Origin of the sequence: Halopseudomonas sp. (assembly GCF_036961105.1) — a bacterium.
Lineage (GTDB): Bacteria > Pseudomonadota > Gammaproteobacteria > Pseudomonadales > Pseudomonadaceae > Halopseudomonas.
Genome location: NZ_JBALWW010000003.1, coordinates 97,207 through 114,365 on the forward strand (window position 1 = coordinate 97,207; position 17,159 = coordinate 114,365).

Annotated in this window: 16 protein-coding genes; 9 read left to right on the forward strand and 7 right to left on the reverse strand. The window is 61.3% G+C overall.

What is annotated here, in order from left to right; translation table 11 throughout:
- Nucleotides 1-108 precede the first annotated feature (108 nt).
- Nucleotides 109-2,685, reverse strand: a complete 2,577-nt coding sequence (mutS, locus tag V7756_RS05120) for a DNA mismatch repair protein MutS (RefSeq protein ID WP_335609081.1) — start codon at nucleotides 2,683-2,685, stop codon at nucleotides 109-111.
- Between mutS and V7756_RS05125 the strand changes: the two genes are divergently transcribed.
- From V7756_RS05125 to V7756_RS05140, 4 genes are all read left to right on the forward strand, one after another.
- Entirely contained in the window at nucleotides 2,611-2,949 is a 339-nt protein-coding gene (locus V7756_RS05125; RefSeq protein ID WP_335609323.1) for a hypothetical protein, read from the forward strand. The two genes, mutS and V7756_RS05125, sit on opposite strands and share 75 nt — an antisense overlap.
- A complete protein-coding gene (locus tag V7756_RS05130; protein ID WP_335609082.1) occupies nucleotides 2,936-3,457 on the forward strand; it encodes a nicotinamide-nucleotide amidohydrolase family protein in 522 nt (173 codons plus the stop codon). Before V7756_RS05125 ends, V7756_RS05130 begins: the two co-directional genes overlap by 14 nt.
- Nucleotides 3,458-3,568: 111 nt before the next feature.
- Nucleotides 3,569-4,606, forward strand: coding sequence for a recombinase RecA (gene recA, locus V7756_RS05135; RefSeq protein ID WP_335609083.1), 1,038 nt, complete (start codon nucleotides 3,569-3,571; stop codon nucleotides 4,604-4,606).
- Nucleotides 4,607-4,618: 12 nt separating this feature from the next.
- Complete coding sequence (locus tag V7756_RS05140; protein ID WP_335609084.1) at nucleotides 4,619-5,062, forward strand: regulatory protein RecX; 444 nt, start codon at nucleotides 4,619-4,621, stop codon at nucleotides 5,060-5,062.
- On the opposite strand, the gene V7756_RS05145 is transcribed toward V7756_RS05140, so the two are convergent.
- Nucleotides 5,022-6,119, reverse strand: a complete 1,098-nt coding sequence (locus tag V7756_RS05145) for an LOG family protein (RefSeq protein WP_335609085.1) — start codon at nucleotides 6,117-6,119, stop codon at nucleotides 5,022-5,024. The two genes, V7756_RS05140 and V7756_RS05145, sit on opposite strands and share 41 nt — an antisense overlap.
- 23 nt (nucleotides 6,120-6,142) lie before the next feature.
- Nucleotides 6,143-6,541 (reverse strand): PA3611 family quorum-sensing-regulated virulence factor, encoded by a 399-nt coding sequence (locus V7756_RS05150; protein ID WP_335609086.1) that lies wholly within the window; start codon nucleotides 6,539-6,541, stop codon nucleotides 6,143-6,145.
- Nucleotides 6,542-6,728: 187 nt separating this feature from the next.
- Between V7756_RS05150 and V7756_RS05155 the strand changes: the two genes are divergently transcribed.
- Complete coding sequence (locus tag V7756_RS05155) at nucleotides 6,729-7,418, forward strand: tRNA-uridine aminocarboxypropyltransferase (protein ID WP_335609087.1); 690 nt, start codon at nucleotides 6,729-6,731, stop codon at nucleotides 7,416-7,418.
- Here V7756_RS05155 and V7756_RS05160 read toward each other — a convergent pair whose 3' ends face one another.
- On the reverse strand, nucleotides 7,419-8,351 hold the full coding sequence (locus V7756_RS05160; RefSeq protein ID WP_335609088.1) for a DMT family transporter: 933 nt from the start codon (nucleotides 8,349-8,351) through the stop codon (nucleotides 7,419-7,421). It lies immediately after the preceding gene.
- Between the two features lie 180 nt (nucleotides 8,352-8,531).
- On the opposite strand from V7756_RS05160, the gene V7756_RS05165 reads away from it, so the two are divergent.
- The 4 genes from V7756_RS05165 to V7756_RS05180 all read left to right on the forward strand — a co-directional run bounded on the left by V7756_RS05165 (nucleotide 8,532) and on the right by V7756_RS05180 (nucleotide 13,948).
- Nucleotides 8,532-9,185: a response regulator transcription factor gene (locus tag V7756_RS05165; RefSeq protein ID WP_335609089.1), complete on the forward strand. Its 654-nt coding sequence runs from the start codon at nucleotides 8,532-8,534 to the stop codon at nucleotides 9,183-9,185.
- A gap of 112 nt (nucleotides 9,186-9,297) precedes the next feature.
- A complete protein-coding gene (locus V7756_RS05170) occupies nucleotides 9,298-12,795 on the forward strand; it encodes a hybrid sensor histidine kinase/response regulator (RefSeq protein ID WP_335609090.1) in 3,498 nt (1,165 codons plus the stop codon).
- A gap of 117 nt (nucleotides 12,796-12,912) precedes the next feature.
- Nucleotides 12,913-13,635, forward strand: a complete 723-nt coding sequence (locus tag V7756_RS05175; RefSeq protein WP_335609091.1) for an AzlC family ABC transporter permease — start codon at nucleotides 12,913-12,915, stop codon at nucleotides 13,633-13,635.
- Nucleotides 13,622-13,948, forward strand: coding sequence for an AzlD domain-containing protein (locus V7756_RS05180; RefSeq protein ID WP_335609092.1), 327 nt, complete (start codon nucleotides 13,622-13,624; stop codon nucleotides 13,946-13,948). Before V7756_RS05175 ends, V7756_RS05180 begins: the two co-directional genes overlap by 14 nt.
- A gap of 7 nt (nucleotides 13,949-13,955) precedes the next feature.
- Here V7756_RS05180 and V7756_RS05185 read toward each other — a convergent pair whose 3' ends face one another.
- The 3 genes from V7756_RS05185 to V7756_RS05195 form a co-directional block, all read right to left on the reverse strand.
- A complete protein-coding gene (locus tag V7756_RS05185) occupies nucleotides 13,956-15,140 on the reverse strand; it encodes an MFS transporter (protein ID WP_335609093.1) in 1,185 nt (394 codons plus the stop codon).
- A 116-nt stretch (nucleotides 15,141-15,256) separates the two neighbouring features.
- Nucleotides 15,257-16,321: a metal-dependent hydrolase gene (locus tag V7756_RS05190; protein WP_335609094.1), complete on the reverse strand. Its 1,065-nt coding sequence runs from the start codon at nucleotides 16,319-16,321 to the stop codon at nucleotides 15,257-15,259.
- 100 nt (nucleotides 16,322-16,421) lie between these two features.
- Nucleotides 16,422-17,114: a crotonase/enoyl-CoA hydratase family protein gene (locus tag V7756_RS05195; RefSeq protein WP_335609095.1), complete on the reverse strand. Its 693-nt coding sequence runs from the start codon at nucleotides 17,112-17,114 to the stop codon at nucleotides 16,422-16,424.
- Nucleotides 17,115-17,159 lie beyond the last annotated feature (45 nt).

A 17,159-nucleotide genomic window follows, 5' to 3' on the forward strand; every position in this document is an offset into this window, starting at 1 on the left:
TCAGCTTTTGCGCCTCGGTACAGAGCGCGCCAGAGGTTTGCGCAAACTAAGCGGTGATTGCTGCACGTTTAATGAAAATAAGTATCATTTACCGGCCAAGTGCCGCCGTTACAACCACTCCTTCTTCATCTGATATAGCAGATCAAGCGCCTGGCGGGGGCTTAATTCATCCGGCTGCAGGGCTTGCAGCTGCTCCACCAGGGGATGAGCTGCGCTGGCGAAGAGATCGTTCTGCACCGGTTGCTCATTCCGCGCGCGGGCGCCGCTGTGTTGTTCCAGGCTGCTTTGTTCAAGCTTGGCCAGATGTTCACGCGCGCGCAGGATAACCGAGCGCGGCACTCCAGCCAGTTGCGCCACCTGCAAACCATAACTTTGGCTGGCCGGGCCAGGCTGCACTTGATGCAGGAAGACGATGCGTTCGTTGTGCTCGGTGGCATTGAGGTGCACGTTGGCTACGCCCGGATCGGTATCGGCCATGCCGGTGAGTTCGAAGTAGTGAGTGGCAAACAGAGTGAAGGCGCGCACCCTGGCCAGATATTCCGCCGCCGACCAGGCCAGCGACAGGCCGTCGAAGGTACTGGTACCGCGGCCAACTTCGTCCATCAACACCAGGCTGTCGGCGGTGGCGTTGTTGAGGATGTTGGCGGTTTCGCTCATCTCCACCATGAAGGTGGAACGCCCGCCGGCCAGGTCATCACTGGAGCCGATACGCGTGAAGATGCGATCGACACAGGAGAGCTCGACCTCGGCCGCCGGCACAAAGCTGCCGATATGCGCCAGTAATACGATCAGCGCAGTCTGCCTCATGTAGGTGGATTTACCGCCCATGTTAGGGCCGGTAATGATCAGCATGCGGGTGTCGTCGTCCAGCGTCAGATCGTTGGCGACAAAGGGTGTTTCCAGCACCTGCTCGACGACCGAGTGACGACCCTGTTGGATTTCCAGGCGACTGTCTTCGACAAAGCGCGGGCGACTGTAGCCCAAGGTGCTGGCTCGCTCGGCGAGCGTGCTGAGCACATCGACCTCAGCCAGACTGGCGGCGGTGGTCTGCAGCTCGGCCAGATTCTGGTTCAGGCGATCCAGCAATTCTTCGTATAATTGCTTCTCGCGCGCCAATGCACGGCTTTTGGCCGAAAGTGCCTTGTCTTCAAAGGTTTTCAGTTCTGGCGTGATAAAGCGTTCGGCACCCTTGAGCGTCTGGCGACGAATATAGTCAGCCGGTGCCTGTTCGGCCTGGCTGCGTGAGAGTTCGATAAAGTACCCATGCACACGGTTGTAGCCGACCTTCAGGCTGCTGAGGCCGCTGCGCTCGCGTTCGCGGGTTTCCAGATCGATCAGGTACTGGCCGGCGTTCTCGCTGATGTTCTGCAGCTCGTCCAGTTCGGCATCAAAGCCGGCCTTGATCACGCCGCCGTCACGCAGTACCGCAGGCGGATTATCGATCACCGCGCGATTGAGCAGCTCTGCCAGCTCGGGATAGGTTCTGATCTGCTGCGCCAGCGCCACCAGGTGGGCGGATTCCAAACCCTGCATGCAGGCCTGCAAATCGGGCAGGGCGAGCAACGCGTCGCGCAAACGGGCCAGATCACGCGGACGTGCCGAGCGTAAGGCCACGCGGGCGAGAATGCGTTCGATATCGCCAATGCCCTTGAGTTGCGGCTGCAGGTCGAGATAAAACTGCTGGTCGATCAGAGTACTGATGCTGGCCTGTCGCGCACTGAGAATCTGCATGTCGCGCAACGGGCGATTCAACCAGCGACACAGCAGACGGCTGCCCATCGCGGTTGCGCTGTGGTCCAGCACTTCCAGTAGCGTATTGTCGCGCCCGCCGCCAAGGTTCTGGTCTATCTCCAGGTTGCGGCGGCTGGCGCCATCGATGATCACGCTGTCTTCAAAGCGCTCCTGGGCGATGCCGCGAATATGCGGCAGGGCGGTACGCTGAGTCTCCTTGGCATAGCTCAGCAGCGCGCCTGCTGCGCCCAGACCCAGGCGTAGTGAGGCGCAGCCAAAACCGGCCAGATCCTTGGTGCCGAATTGCGAGGTGAGCGCCTTGTGCGCGCTGTCCTGATCAAATTCCCAGGGTGCGCGGCGGCGCACTGCCCGGCGGCGCTCAATGGGTGTGTTGCTTTCCCAGTCGTCGGGGATCAGCAGTTCAGCCGGAGCCAAACGTTCCAGCTCACCCAGCAGGGTTTCCCAGCCGCCGAGCTCCATGACCACGAAGCGACCGCTGTTGATGTCCAGCGTGGCCAGACCAAAACACTTCTCGCCACCCACCAGGGCAGCCAACAGATTGTCGCGGCGTTCGTCCAGCAGTGCCTCGTCACTTACGGTGCCCGGCGTAATGATCCGCGCCACCTGACGCTCGACCGGCCCCTTGCTGGTCGCGGGATCGCCAATCTGCTCGCAGATCACCACCGACTCGCCCAGCTTGACCAGCTTGGCCAGATAGCCTTCAGCCGCGTGGTAGGGAATACCCGCCATGGGGATGGGCTGGCCGCCGGACTGGCCGCGTGCGGTCAGGGTGATATCGAGCAGGCGCGCGGCCTTTTTCGCATCGTCGTAGAACAGCTCGTAGAAATCCCCCATGCGATAGAACAGCAACTGGTCCGGATGCTGCTGCTTGATGCCGAAAAATTGCTGCATCATGGGGGTGTGCTGGTTGGCGGCGGCTTTATCTTTTTTCATCGAATGTATAGCTTGTTCATCAATAGCGAATGGCACGGCCAGAACAGCGTTTGGCAACTATGTTTGGCCCGGGCGCAGAATGGCAGCAAGGTTATCATGCTGACCCGGGCGGCAGCAGGTGGCGCGCCAATTTTTCCTGCTATTCGTGCGGTTACAAGGTCGCGGCACCAAGCCGGGCAGCCGTGGTCCCAGGAGTGCGTAGCGTGCTCGGTCAATGGCAGGCTGTTTTCATCAATCAACGAGGTAACCCATGTCGCACTATGACCCCCTTATAGACTCGGCAGCTGCCCGCCTGGGTCGTGTACTGGATCACCTTGGTGGCCGGGTAAGCACGGCTGAATCCTGCACCGGCGGCGGTATAGCTGAGGCCATCACCCGCGTGGCGGGCAGTTCGGCCTGGTTCGAGACCGGTTTTGTTACCTACGCCAACAGCAGCAAGCAGCGCTGGCTGGGAGTGGAGCCGGGGGTGCTGGCAGAGCACGGCGCGGTAAGCGAACCTGTGGTGCAGGCGATGGCCATTGGCGCGCGCGCGGCGGCCGACGCGCAGTTTGCGGTGGCAGTCAGTGGTATTGCCGGGCCGGACGGTGGCAGTGTGGAGAAACCGGTAGGAACGGTCTGGTTTGGCTGGGCACTGGCCGATGGCCAGGTGCTGACCGAGCGCAAGCGTTTTCACGGGGGACGGCGCGAGGTGCGTGCCCAGACCGTGTTGCACGCGCTTGAGCGGCTGGTTGCCGAAGCGGAAAAACAGGCTGCCAACCGGTTATCACTCTGAACCAAAAAGGGGGTAGGCAAGGGGAGACTTCTGTGGAACAATACTGACCAAATATACAGTACTTTCACTTATCGGGCGCCGCGGCTCCCGCCTAGCCAAAGAGGATGCACAATGGACGACAACAAGAAAAAGGCGCTTTCCGCTGCTTTGAGTCAGATTGAACGTCAATTTGGCAAAGGCGCGGTCATGCGCATGGGCGATCACGAACGTCAGGCGATTCCTTCCATTTCCACCGGCTCGCTCGGACTGGATATTGCTCTGGGTCTGGGCGGGCTGCCCAAGGGCCGGATCGTTGAAATCTACGGTCCGGAATCGTCCGGTAAAACCACGCTGACGCTGTCGGTTATCGCCCAGGCGCAGAAGAGCGGTGCCACCTGCGCCTTCGTCGATGCCGAGCACGCGCTCGATCCCGAATACGCCGGCAAGCTGGGCGTCAATGTGGACGACCTGCTGGTGTCGCAGCCCGATACCGGTGAGCAGGCGCTGGAAATCACCGACATGCTGGTACGCTCCAACGCCGTGGACGTGATCATCGTCGACTCGGTGGCTGCGCTGGTACCCAAGGCAGAAATCGAAGGCGAGATGGGCGATCACCACGTGGGTGTGCAGGCCCGTTTGATGTCACAGGCGCTGCGCAAGATCACCGGCAACATCAAGAACGCCAACTGCCTGGTGATCTTCATCAACCAGATTCGCATGAAGATCGGCGTGATGTTCGGCAACCCGGAAACTACCACTGGCGGTAACGCCCTCAAGTTCTATTCCTCGGTCCGTCTGGATATTCGCCGCACTGGCGCCGTCAAGGATGGTGATGAGGTAGTTGGCAGCGAAACCCGCGTCAAGGTCGTCAAGAACAAGGTGGCGCCGCCGTTCCGTCAGGCCGAATTCCAGATTCTGTACGGCGCCGGCATCTATCACAACGCCGAGATCGTTGATCTGGGTGTGCAGATTGGCCTGGTCGAGAAGTCCGGCGCCTGGTACAGCTATCAGGGCAACAAGATTGGTCAGGGCAAGGCCAATGCCGCCAAGTACATGGAAGAGAATCCCGCGATTGCCGATGAGATCGAAAAAGCCATCCGCGACAAGCTGCTGGCCAAACCAAGCAAGCCCAAGGCTGAAGCAGAAGCTGACGCCGAGCTGGAAGGCTAATCTCCAGGCTGTATGTTTTCGCGAACTCAGCTGGAAACCCCTGCTGCTATACGCCGCTCAGCCATGGATCTGCTGGCGCGGCGTGAGCACAGCTATGCCGAGTTATTGCGCAAGCTGCGCCAGCGCGGTGCGACTACCGCGGCCGCCGAGATTGAGCTCGATCGCCTGGTATACGATGGTCTGCTCAGCGATGAGCGTTTTTGCGAAGCCTATATTCACGCACGCAGCCAGCGGGGTTATGGGCCTGTGCGCTTGCGCGAAGAGTTGCGTCAGCGTGGCGTTGCCGAGTCGCTGGTTGAGGAAACGCTCGCAGCCGGGGAATGGGATTGGCCCGCCTTGGCGCGCAAGGCTTTTTGTAAGCGCTTCCCTGAGGGACAGGCCAGCGATGCTCTTGGTCGCGCCAAGCAGCAACGGTTCATGCAGTACCGGGGTTTTTCAGGTTTTCAGGCTGGTTGATAAAATCGACCAAAGTGCGCAAGGTGCCATGGTCGCGGCCGTTGAACCTGAAGCGCAGCCGCGGCAAATGGCTGAACTCCGCATCGGGCTCCTGCATTTCGTCCCCTCGGTCTCCCTCCTGCTGAATAAACCCACCGTCTCGACACACGTCTGCGAAGCGCGTCTGCAGCTGTTGTAAAGCCTGCTGGTGCAACGGCTGATTGAGGCGCAGCAGATAGTCCTGCCCCAGCCAGCGCGCCGAATGGAAGTTGCGATAGAAATCGAGAATTTCCTGCATGGCAGCTTCGCTGCTCTTGGCCAGCCTGAGCAGGTGGAAATCGGTAGCGCGAATATAACCAGCGCTTTGTAGCTGCTCGCGGAAGAAGTTGAGCAGGCTTTCCCAGTAACGGCCTCCCGGCTCATCCAGCAGCACAACGGGTACCAGTGGGCTCTTGCCGGTTTGAATCAGCGTCAGCACTTCCAGAGTCTCATCCAGGGTGCCGAAGCCACCAGGGCAGAGGATCAGTGCGTCGGCTTCCTTGACGAAAAACAGCTTGCGCAGAAAGAAGAATTTGAACCCCAGCTCGTGTTCGGTACCGCGCACAATGGTGTTGGCGTGCTGCTCGAAGGGTAACGTGATATTGAAACCCAGGCTGTTGTCCACGCCAGCGCCCTCATGCGCTGCGGCCATGATGCCCGCGCCACCGCCGGTGATGGTCATGTAGTCGTTTCGGCTGAGTGTCTGGCCCATGCTCTTGGCCAGGTGATACAAGGCATGGGTGGGGGCGGTGCGGGCAGAGCCAAAAACGGTTACCTTGCGGCGTCGTTTGAACAGGGCCAGACGGGCAAAGCTGCGTTCCAGTTCGCGAATGGTCTGCAAGAGAATCTTGGCATCCCAGCGGTTGCGGTCAGCCTGCGCCATGCGAATCACTTCCAGCAGCATGTCACGGTAGAGTTGGGCGTTCTCGCTGCTGCCGGCGCAGAGTCGAACCAGCTCTTCTACCTTGTCGGGAATCTGACTGCTGCCGGTTTGCCAATGACTGGAAAGGTAGTCAGCCGGCTCTATATCCTCATTCATGGCTGGGTTCTGTACCTCACCGGCTACATGGTCTGGCAGTGCTCGGCGATGAAGCTCTGGGTGACCACCGGCTGCTCGCTATCCTTGATGATGAAGTGATAGGTGAGGGTCGCGCCCATGTCGAGCAGCCTGCGGAAGCGCAAATCGGCGCAGACGCTGGCCTGCAACTGGTTGCGGATCAGCAGCGGATCTTCCTGCATGCGCTCGGCATAGGCCGGATCCACTGCCAGCCGGTTGATCAGCTCCTCACCCTGGGCTTCAAAGCCCAGATCGGTAATATATTCGTTGATCGCACGCGGCGTCCCCTCGCTGCTTTGCTTGGCAACCTGTTTGAGGCTTTCTTCCAGTTGTATGTCCCGCAGCGACGCGGCTTCGGCGGGGGCAGCCAGAAAAAAGGCAATTAGCAGGGGTAACCAACGCATGTAAATTCTCCATTTCAGATGACGATATGTCCTGACTCAGGGATTCTGACCGCGCAGCTCGGCGCAGGTTCGCCGGCAGCGGAATATCTTCGCTTAGCGCTAGCCCGACGCGCAGTTAGAATGCCACACAATCAACCGATGGCGACGCAGCGGCGCAGCAAGATATACAAGACAGGCAGGAAAAATGATGGCGGCTTCAGAAGACAATGCGGTACAGCGGCTGCGTCAGGCAGCCATAGCCCGATCCACCCGGCCCTTTCTGGCTCGCGGTGCGCGCGTCAAGCGTTGCGCGGCCTGTCAGTTGGCCCTGACAGCCTGTATCTGCGAGCAACGGCCAGAGGTACACGCCGAGGTGAGCTTCTGCCTGCTGATGCATTCTCTGGAGCCACTCAAGCCGACCAACACCGGACGGCTGATTGCCGAGTGCCTGCCTGATACCCAGGCTTTTGTCTGGGCCAGAACCGAAGTGGATCCGGCGTTGCTGGCGCTTCTGGCTGATGAGCGATACCAGCCCTTTGTGGTGTTTCCGGGTGAGTATGCGCTGGCGAGTCAGCAGGTGTGCCGTGAATTGCCTAAGGATTCGGCGCGACGGCCGCTGCTGATTATTCTCGACGCAACCTGGACTCAGGCGCGCAAGATGTTTCGCAAGAGCCCGTATCTGAGTGATTTGCCCGTTCTGAGTCTGGAAACCGCACAGCTCTCCCGCTATCGGCTGCGTCGCTCCCAGCGTGAGGAACATCTGTGCACCGTAGAGGTGGCTGCGGCCTGCCTGGTCCTGGCTGGGGAGGAGCTGGCGGCAGCGCAGTTGAATGAGTATTTCGAACTGTTCAGCGATGCCTACCTGCGCGCCATTCGACTGCGAACAAGTGAGGAATGATCAATGGTGCCCGGCTGGCTCCTGCTGTACTGGCGCCGGTTGCTTGCGGCGCTCCAGGTAAATAGGCACCAATTGCGCAATCAGCATACCGCCGAGCATCAGCGCGCAACCCAGCAAGCCGCGTGGGCTCAGGGTTTCGCCCAGAATCAGCCAGCCGGCCAGGGCAGCGAAGACCGCTTCCAGGCTTAGAATGATGGCAGCGTGCGAGGTGATCGCATCCTTCTGCGCCACCACCTGCAGAGTAAAGGCTACGCCGACGGCCAATACGCCGCCGTACAGAATCGCTGGCAATGCCTGTTGCACCATCGGCCACTGGATGGGCTCGAGCGCGGCTGCCAGCGCCAGGCTGATTGCCGCGCAAACGGCAAACTGGATAAAAGACACCAGGATGGCGTCGTATCGGCTGGCGAGCGCGCCCACCATGAGTACATGCACGGCCCAACAGGCAGCGCCGATCAATTGCAGCCAGTCACCGGAAGCCACCTTGAAGCCAGGCCCGATACTGAGCAGCGCCATGCCGACCAAAGCCAGCAGGGCGCCAGCCCAGGTACCTTTCTGTGTGCGCATGCCGATAAACAACCCGAACACCGGCACCAGAATCACATAGAGACCGGTAATGAAGCCTGAGTTGGTCACTGTGGTGAACATCAGGCCGATCTGCTGCAGGTTGATGCCCAGGGTCAGCACGCAGCCCAGCACCAGGCTGCCGAGCAGCATGGGTTTGCTCAAACGCCCTGGCTCGCCGATCTTGACGGGTTTGCGCAACAGCCAGATCAGCGGCATGACCGCCAGTGCTCCGACCAGAAAGCGCAGCCCGGTATAAAGGAAGGGGCCGATATGGTCCATGCCCAGTCGCTGCGCGACAAAGGTACTGCCCCAGATCATGGCGGTCAGGAGCATCAGGGCGTCGGCGCGGTAGTGGCGAAGGTTCATGCGGGAAACTCGAGAGGAAAAACCGCCATTATCCTGTTTCCGCGCGGGCGAAAGCCAGATACAGTTGAGCGCGCCTACTGTGCTGCCTTGGCCAAAGTCGCATTGACGGCGACTGCGACGGCTGGCAGTCTCAGTCTGATACAAAAACCATAAGAATAACGACTCCTTGGGACAACACGCATGGGTCTTAGCTACGACATCCTGATTGCTGACGATCACCCGCTGTTCCGTAGTGCCCTGCGTCAGGCCTTGCATGCCGGTCTGGGCGATGCCATCAGCCTTAATGAGGTTGGCAGCATTGAGGGCCTGCAGACCCAATTGGCCACGCGCGCAGACTGGGATCTGGTACTGCTGGATCTGAACATGCCTGGCGCCTACGGTTTTTCCGGGCTGGCCCAGCTGCGCGGCCAGTTTCCGCATATTCCCGTCATCATGATTTCCGCCCAGGAAGAACCATCGGTCGTGCGCCGATCAAAGGATTTTGGCGCCAGCGGTTTCATTCCCAAATCAGCCACGCTGGAGGCCATCCAGCAATCGGTACAGGCGGTGCTGGAAGGTGGCGTCTGCTGGCCTGCCGGGCTGGATGATCCTCAGGGCATGAGCAGTGAAGAGCAGCAGATCAGCTCGCGGGTGGCCAGCCTCACGCCGCAGCAGTTCCGGGTGCTGACCATGGTCTGCGACGGTCTGCTCAACAAGCAGATAGCCTACGAGCTGGACGTGTCCGAGGCCACCGTCAAGGCTCACGTTACCGCCATCTTTCGCAAGCTCGAGGTGCGCACTCGCACGCAGGCAGCCCTCGCATTGCAGCAGATGGAGCTCAGCAGGACTGGCTGAGCGGGCTCTGGACTACAGCTCTACGACTGAAGTCTGAGCCTCTTGCGCTGGGCAAAGCCGCAGCGCGCTGCCAGACTGCAGCTCAGGCAAGAGATGAGATGATTACCCTGCAATGATGCTCTCCGGCGGTTTGGTCGCCCTGATATTTCTGCTCTACATGGCGCTGCTGTTTGTCATTGCCTTCTGGGGTGACCGTCGCCGTACCGAACTCAGCCCGCGCCTGCGGGTGTGGGTATACAGCCTGTCTCTGGCGGTCTGGTGTACCAGTTGGACCTTCTTCGGCGCCGTGGGCATGGCTGCCGATCAGCTCTGGGGCTTTCTGCCCATCTACCTTGGCCCAGTCCTGCTGTTTCTGTTTGGCTGGCGCCTGTATGCGCGCATGATCGCCATCAGCAAGCAGGAAAACATCACCTCCATCGCTGATTTCATTGCCTCGCGCTATGGTAAATCCCAGAGCCTGGGCGTGGTGGTTTCCCTGCTCTGCCTGGTTAGCGTGCTGCCCTATATTGCCCTGCAGCTCAAGGGCATAGTGCTGGGCTACAACCTGCTCAGCGCGGCGCCTCTGGTGGGCGGTGTGCCCACCGACGCGGTGGGGGCGGAAGACACCGCCCTGGTAGTCACCCTGGTACTGGCGCTCTTCACCGTGCTGTTCGGCACCCGCAGCCTGGATGTGACCGAACACCATCGCGGCATGATGCTGGCCATCGCCTTCGAGTCCATCGTCAAGCTGCTGGCGTTTCTTGCGGTCGGTATCTTTGTCACCTTCGGCCTCTTCGGTGGCGCTGCCGAGCTGTTTACCGACGCGCGCAACAACGCCGCACTGGCCGGCTACTGGCAGCGCGATACGCCGGTGCTTAGCCTGCTGTTCCAGACCCTTATTGCCATGCTGGCTTTCATCTGTCTGCCGCGCCAGTTTCAGGTTGCGGTGGTGGAAAACAGCGAGCCGGGTGACCTGCGACTGGCGCGCTGGGTATTTCCGGTTTACGTGATTCTGGCCGCGCTTTTTGTCATCCCCATCAGCCTGGCCGGACAGATGACGCTGGGCTCGGGCTTGTCGGCCGACTCCTACGTGATCAGTCTGCCGCTGTTGCAGGGGCATCCCGAACTGGCGCTGCTGGCGTTCCTGGGCGGCGCTTCTGCGGCCTCGGGCATGGTGATTGTCGCGGCCATTGCGCTTAGTACCATGGTATCCAACGACGTGGTGCTGCCGGTGCTGCTGCGCAGCAAGACCCGGCCGGAACACTCCTACGAGCAGTTTCGCGGCTGGCTGCTGAATGTACGGCGCACCAGCATCCTCATCATCCTGTTGCTGGCGTATGTGGTCTATCGGCTGATTGGCTCGGACACCAGCCTGGCCAGCATTGGCCAGGTGGCCTTCGCGGCCATCGCGCAACTGGCACCAGCCATGTTCGGCGCGCTGTTCTGGAAGCAGGCCAACCGCACAGGTGTGCTGGCCGGCCTGCTGGTCGGCGTCTGCCTGTGGCTCTATTTGCTGGTATTGCCCCTGGTCGGCGCCGGGTTGAACTGGCATGTGGAGGGCTTGCCGCTGGTCGAGGGCATGCGCGAGGCCGCGCTGCGTTGGGACCTGGATGTCTTGACCCTGGGCAGTCTGCTGGCCCTGGCTTGCAACTTCGCCGCTTTCATGGCCGGCTCGCTGTTCAGCCGCACCCGCGTCCTGGAGCACTGGCAGGCCAGCCGCTTTGTCAGCCAGGACGCGCAGCCCTGGAGCGACAGTCCCAGCCGAGTTCTGCTGCGGGTGCGCCTGGACGATCTGCTGGAATTGGCTGCGCGTTTTGTGGGTAGCGAGCGCGCCGAGGCCAGCTTTGACGCCTATGCGCGCAGTCAGGGAAACGGATTTGTCGGCAGCCACACGGCCGACTCCGGCTGGATAACCCTGACCGAGCGCCTGCTGGCCGGTGTGCTGGGCGCCTCCTCCGCGCGTATCGTGGTCAAGGCGGCTATCGAAGGCCGCGACATGCAGTTTGATGACGTGGTGCGCATTGTCGATGAAGCGTCCGAGGTGTTGCAGTTCAACCGCGGGCTGCTGCAGGGTGCCATCGAGAATATTACCCAGGGCATCAGCGTGGTCGACAAGTCGCTGCGGTTGGTTGCCTGGAATTACCGTTATCTGGAGATGTTCGAGTACCCCGAGGGGCTGATTACCATTGGCCGGCCGATTGCCGACATCATTTTGCACAACGCTCAGCGCGGGCTCTGCGGTCCGGGCGATCCGCAATCGCACGTGAACAAGCGTATAGCCTGGATGCAGCAAGGTACCGCGCATCGCTCCGAGCGCATGTTCCCCAACGGCAGCGTGATCGAGATCATCGGCAACCCGATGCCGGGCGGCGGCTTTGTCATGAGTTTTACCGATATTTCGGATTTTCGTAACGCCGAGCGGGCCCTGCAGGATGCCAATGAGAGTCTTGAGCAGCGGGTGATAGAGCGCACCCAGGAGCTCTCCACACTGAACCAGGCGCTGCTGCAGGCCAAGGCTCAGACCGAGCGCGCCAGCCAATCCAAGAGCCGCTTTCTTACCGCCGTGAGCCACGATCTGATGCAGCCGCTGAACGCCGCGCGGCTATTCTCCGCGTCCTTGTCGCACCAGCCAGGGCTGAGTGGCGAAGCGCCGCAACTGGTGCGCCATCTCGACAGCGCTCTGAGCTCGGCAGAAGAACTGATTACCGACCTGTTGGATATTTCGAGGATCGAAGCCGGGCGGGTCACACCGGAGCTGGCCGATTTTACCTTGAGTGAGTTGATCGAACCCCTGCGCATCGAATTCAGCGCCATGGCGGCGGAACAGGGCGTAGACCTGCGCGTGCATCCGAGCCATCTGCGCGTGCGGTCGGATATCCGCCTGCTGCGCCGGGTGCTGCAGAACTTCCTTACCAATGCCTTCCGCTATGCCAGTTCGGCGCGCGTGGTATTGGGCGTGCGTCTGCAGCAGGGCGCCGTGCGGCTTGAGGTGTGGGATCAGGGGCCTGGCATCGCGCAGGACAAGCTCAAGGTCATCTTCGAGGAGTTTCAGCGCCTGGACAGCCATCGAACCCAGGCCGAGAAGGGCCTGGGCCTGGGCCTGGCGATCGCTGACGGGCTGTGCCGGGTATTGGGGCATCCGCTCAACGTGCGTTCCTGGCCGGGCAAGGGCAGCGTCTTCAGTGTCACCGTGCCTTTGTCCCAGCAAAGCCGTCAGCAACGGCCAGCCGAGGTTCCGGCCGAAAGCCAACCCGGCTTGCAGGGTGCAACCGTGCTCTGTATCGACAACGAAAGCAGCATTCTTACCGGTATGCAAAGTCTGCTGGGGCGTTGGCAGTGCCGGGTCGCTGTGGCGCGCAACCGCGAGGAGGTGCGGGCCGTGCTGGCGCAAGGCTTCGTACCGCAACTGGTACTGGTGGATTATCACCTAGACGCCGGCGATACCGGTACGCAGCTGATGCTGTGGCTGCGTGAACAGTTGGGCGCCGACTTGCCGGGCGTGGTGATCAGCGCCGATGGGCGCCAGGAGCTGATCAGCCAGATCGAGCTGGCGCGTCTGGAATATCTGCCCAAACCGGTCAAACCCGCAGCGCTACGGGCACTGATCAGCCGTCACATCACCCTGGGTTGATGCCGCCCAGGGCGCAACTGTTGCCCCACAACTGTATCTTGTGGGGCCGCCGGACACAGCGTAGTGTGCCGGTTTTTATCCTGGCTGCGATGCGGCCGGTCAACGAGTTATCTGCCTATGTCGGCGCAATTCAAAGCCTTTGCCTGCGGCGCCCGCGACACCCTGCCGATGCTGCTGGGCGCGCTGCCATTCGGCATCATCTTCGGCACCCTGGCGATCGCCGCCGGCCTCTCGCTGCCGGCCACGCTGCTGATGTCGGCGCTGGTATTTGCCGGCTCGGCGCAATTCATTGCAGTCAGCCTGATTGCCTCCGGCGCCGGGCTGGTGGTGCTGCTGGCCACCACCCTGGTAGTCAACCTGCGGCATATGCTCTACAGCGCCAGTCTGTTGCCCTATGTGCGCCATTTGCCGCAACGCTGGAAAGTACCGCTGGCGTTCTGGCTGACCGATGAAAGCTTTGCCGTGGTGCATCGACACTATCTGGACGTGCAGACAGCGAACACCCACAAACACTGGTATTTTCTGGGTTCCTGCGTGGCGATGTACAGCAACTGGTTTCTCTGCACCCTGATAGGCGCGGCGCTGGGCAGTTCGCTGCCGGGCATGGCTGGCTGGGGCCTGGACTTTGCCATGGTCGCCACCTTTGTCGGCATTGTGGTGCCGCTATTGCGCACCCGGCCCATGCTGCTGGCTGCGGCGGTCGCGGCGACCGTAGCACTGGCCGCGCACGCTCTGCCGTACAAACTGGGGCTGATGCTCGCGGCGCTGGCTGGCGTCAGCGTGGCGGTGTGGGCGGAGCGCTGGAGTTCGCAACCGGGAGGCAGCAATGAGTGCGTTTGAAATTGCGCTGATCAGCGGCATGGCGCTGATCACTTTTGGCATTCGCTACGGGCTCTTTGCCGTCGGTCACCGGGTGCACTTCAATCCGCTGGTAAGTCGCGCGTTGACCTATGTGCCGGTGGCGGTGCTCAGCGCCATCATCGCCCCAGCCATGCTGATGCCGGGCGACGGTGGCTGGCAGCTGACGTGGCACAACGCCTATCTGCTGGGCGGACTGGCGGCCATGCTGATTGCGGCGCTTACGCGCAACCTGCTGGCGACCATCTTTGGCAGCATGCTGGTGTTTTTTCTCTGGCGCTGGCTGCTGGGCTGACGCTTGGCTACCAGAGCGAGACCCGCTTGGTACGGATCGCCACAATCAGCAGGCTCAGCGCCGCCACCGAAATGATGCTGGTAAAGCCGATAACGGTGGAGGCAAAACCGATCAGATCGCTGACAAAGCCCACGCCCAACACCACAGTCGCCATGGTCAGATAAGCCATCAGGTAAAACGCCGAGATAATCCCGCCGCGCTGTTCTGGCGGCGCCACGTTGCTGATCGAGGCAATGGCCACCACCCCGGTCGCGCCGGCGCCGCTGGCGGTCGCCATGGTAGCCAGGGCAAACATCCACGGCGAGCTGGTCACCACCGCCACCGCCATCACGCCCAGCCCGATGATCAGCGTCATGGGGCCGACAATCAGCAAACGATTCACCGGTTGGCGCTGGCACGCAAACTGGCTGAAGCCGGCCATCAACTGCCAGGCAGCGGCAAACAGACCCGCAGTGGCGCGATCACTGATGCCGATCAGCTTGGTTGCCAGCGAAGGGCCCAGCGAGGCATACAGACTACCGGTCGACCAGGCCAGGCAAATCGCGGCCGCCGCAAAGGCGAAGGCACCCAGCAACTCGCGCGGCACCTTGACGGGTGTGGGCCGCCAGGCGCGCCAGCGAAACTCAGGGTGACGCTGACCGATGTGTGAAGGCCAGGGCGCTCGCAACAGCAGCGCTATGGTTGCCAGCGTGAGTATCATTACCACGATAAAGGGCCAGCCCAGGGCGCTGCTGGCACCCCATTTGAGCGCCAGCGAACTGACCGTCGGGCCGGCAAAGGCGCCCAGCGTAAAAAACAGTGCCGAGAGGGTTGCTGCGCGGGTCCAGTTCTCGTTGGGCTCCAGTTCCACCAATGCGGCAGATGAGGCGCCGGTCACAATGCCGGTGCCAATGCCGGTCAGCACGCGCGCTGCACCCAGGGCGTAGATATCAGTCGCCAGATAGAACATTACTGCTCCGGCGAAAATAAACAGCAGGCCCGGAATCATCATCTGCCGTCGGCCCAGCTTGTCGGACAGCGCGCCCAGTGTCAGCAGGGTGCTGACGACCCCCAGCACGTAAATCGAGAATACGGCGGTCAGCGCGGTAGAGGAGAACCCCCACTGCGCCTGCCACACCGAATACAGCGGAGTAGGCAGGTTGGAGGCAAAAATGGTGGTGAAAATGGCCATCAGCGCAGCCGACATCGCCATTGTGCGGCTATCCGTAGCCCCTGAGGTCTGCCTTGCACCGGCCATGTTCTGCTCCCGCTGATTGAAAGAGCGGCATTATCGCAAACAACCACCCCCAAGGGGTGATGGTTGTTGCATCACTGCTGCTGATGGGGCGGCAGTGACAGCGGCGCGGCCAGCTCCGCCAGCGAAATATTGTAATGTGCATCCAGCGCGCGGGCGCCCAATGCGCGCAGGCTGGCTATATTGGCCGGCGGGGTGGGCCAGAGCTCGGTGTGATTGATCAGGCGAGTGCCATCACTGCCGGGCACCTGTTCCGCCAGGGCGAAGCGGAAAGGGTGATAGCCCGTCATGCCCAGACGCAGATCGGTTGCGACCCACTGCCGATCAATCAGATCAAAGCGCAGCATGTCTTCGGTAAACCAGCGCAGCCGCTCGTACTGGGTCGAGCCAGCCAGCACTGCAGCTGCGGCGCTGGCATGTCGCGGCAGGGCCTCCAGCTCCGGCGGGCGGCTGTCGAGCCAACTGACCAGGCCTTCGTAATACTGGTCGCCGTCTATCGCCACCACGCGCCACAGCAGGGTATTGAATGGCGTGGGTGAGCTGAAGGTGTGCTGCGCTTCAATCCCCTGCGCCTGCAACGCGTTATTGAGCTGCGACTCGGCCATCCATTTTCCACCCAGGGTGCTGGCCAGATACAGGCTGCTGAGCGCCAAGCCCGCGTACTGCCAGCGCATGCCGCTGCGCTGCAGGCCAATGCACAGCCCCACCAGCATCGCCGCCAGCAGCGGAAAAGTGTAGAGCGGGTCGATAATGAAAATGCTGGAAATAGCTACCGGCGGCGTATCCAGCGGCCAGAACAGCTGAGTGCCATAGCTGGTGAAGCTGTCCAGCAGCGGATGGGTGCAGAGCACCAGCAGCAAGGTAAGCCATAATCGTCGGCCGCTGTAGGCCACCGATGGACCAAAGCGGCGAATCACCAGCGCCATCGCCGTTGCCAATGCCGCCAGCACAAAGAGCGAATGGCTGAAGCCGCGGTGATAGGTCATGTCGGCGACGGCGTCGCCGTAGTCCAGCAGCACGTCCATATCCGGCAGGGTGGCAAGCAGGCCGCCATATACCAGCGCCTTGCGCCCCTGCCAACGGCCAAGCATGGCGCCCTGAATAGAGGCGCCTAACACTATCTGGGTTACTGAATCCAACGCAGTTACTCCGGCATTTTTGCAGCCCTACAGCCTAATGCAAAAACGCCGTGCAGAGCACGGCGCAATCGATTCGCATTGTTACCGAAGGCCGCGCGGCTCAGCTCAGGCTGTGCTGCTTGTCCAGCTCAATGGAGGCATCCAGCAGCTCCAGCAGGGCCTTGCGCGTCTTCAGCTTGGTGTTGCGGTGCGCGGTCATGTTCAGCCCGGCCAGTTGTTTGGCCATTGCCAGGGCAGTGGCCTCCAGCTCCTCAGCAGCTACTATTTTGTCGAGGAAGCCGGCATCCACCGCATCGGCTGGATCAAACATCTCGGCGTTGATCACCGAGCGGTTGAAGGCGCTGGGCGTCAGTCGCGCACGGGCCAGCTCAATACCCACATGGTGCATGGTCATGCCGATCTGCACCTCGTTCAAACCGATCTTGAACGGCCCTTCAACACCCAACCGGTAGTCGGAAGACAGCAGCAGAAATGCGCCCTTTGCCACCGCATGCCCGGTACACACCGTGATGATCGGGAAGGGGTGCGACAGCATACGCCGCGCCAGGGTCGAGCCGGAGGCCACCAATGCCTTGGCCGCATCCGCACTGGACGTCATCACCTTCAAGTCATAACCGCCAGACAAAATTCCCGGCTTGCCGCTCAATACCACCACGGCGCGGTCTTTCTCAGCCTGATCCAGCGCCGCATTCAACGCCACCACCATGTCCGGCGAAACGGCATTGACCTTGCCATTGTCCATGCCCAGGTGGGCCACGCCGTCGGCAAAACGATAGGAAACCAGGTCACTCATGAGGCAGTCCTCTATATCAAAGTCAGGCGGCAGGGCCGGCCGGGG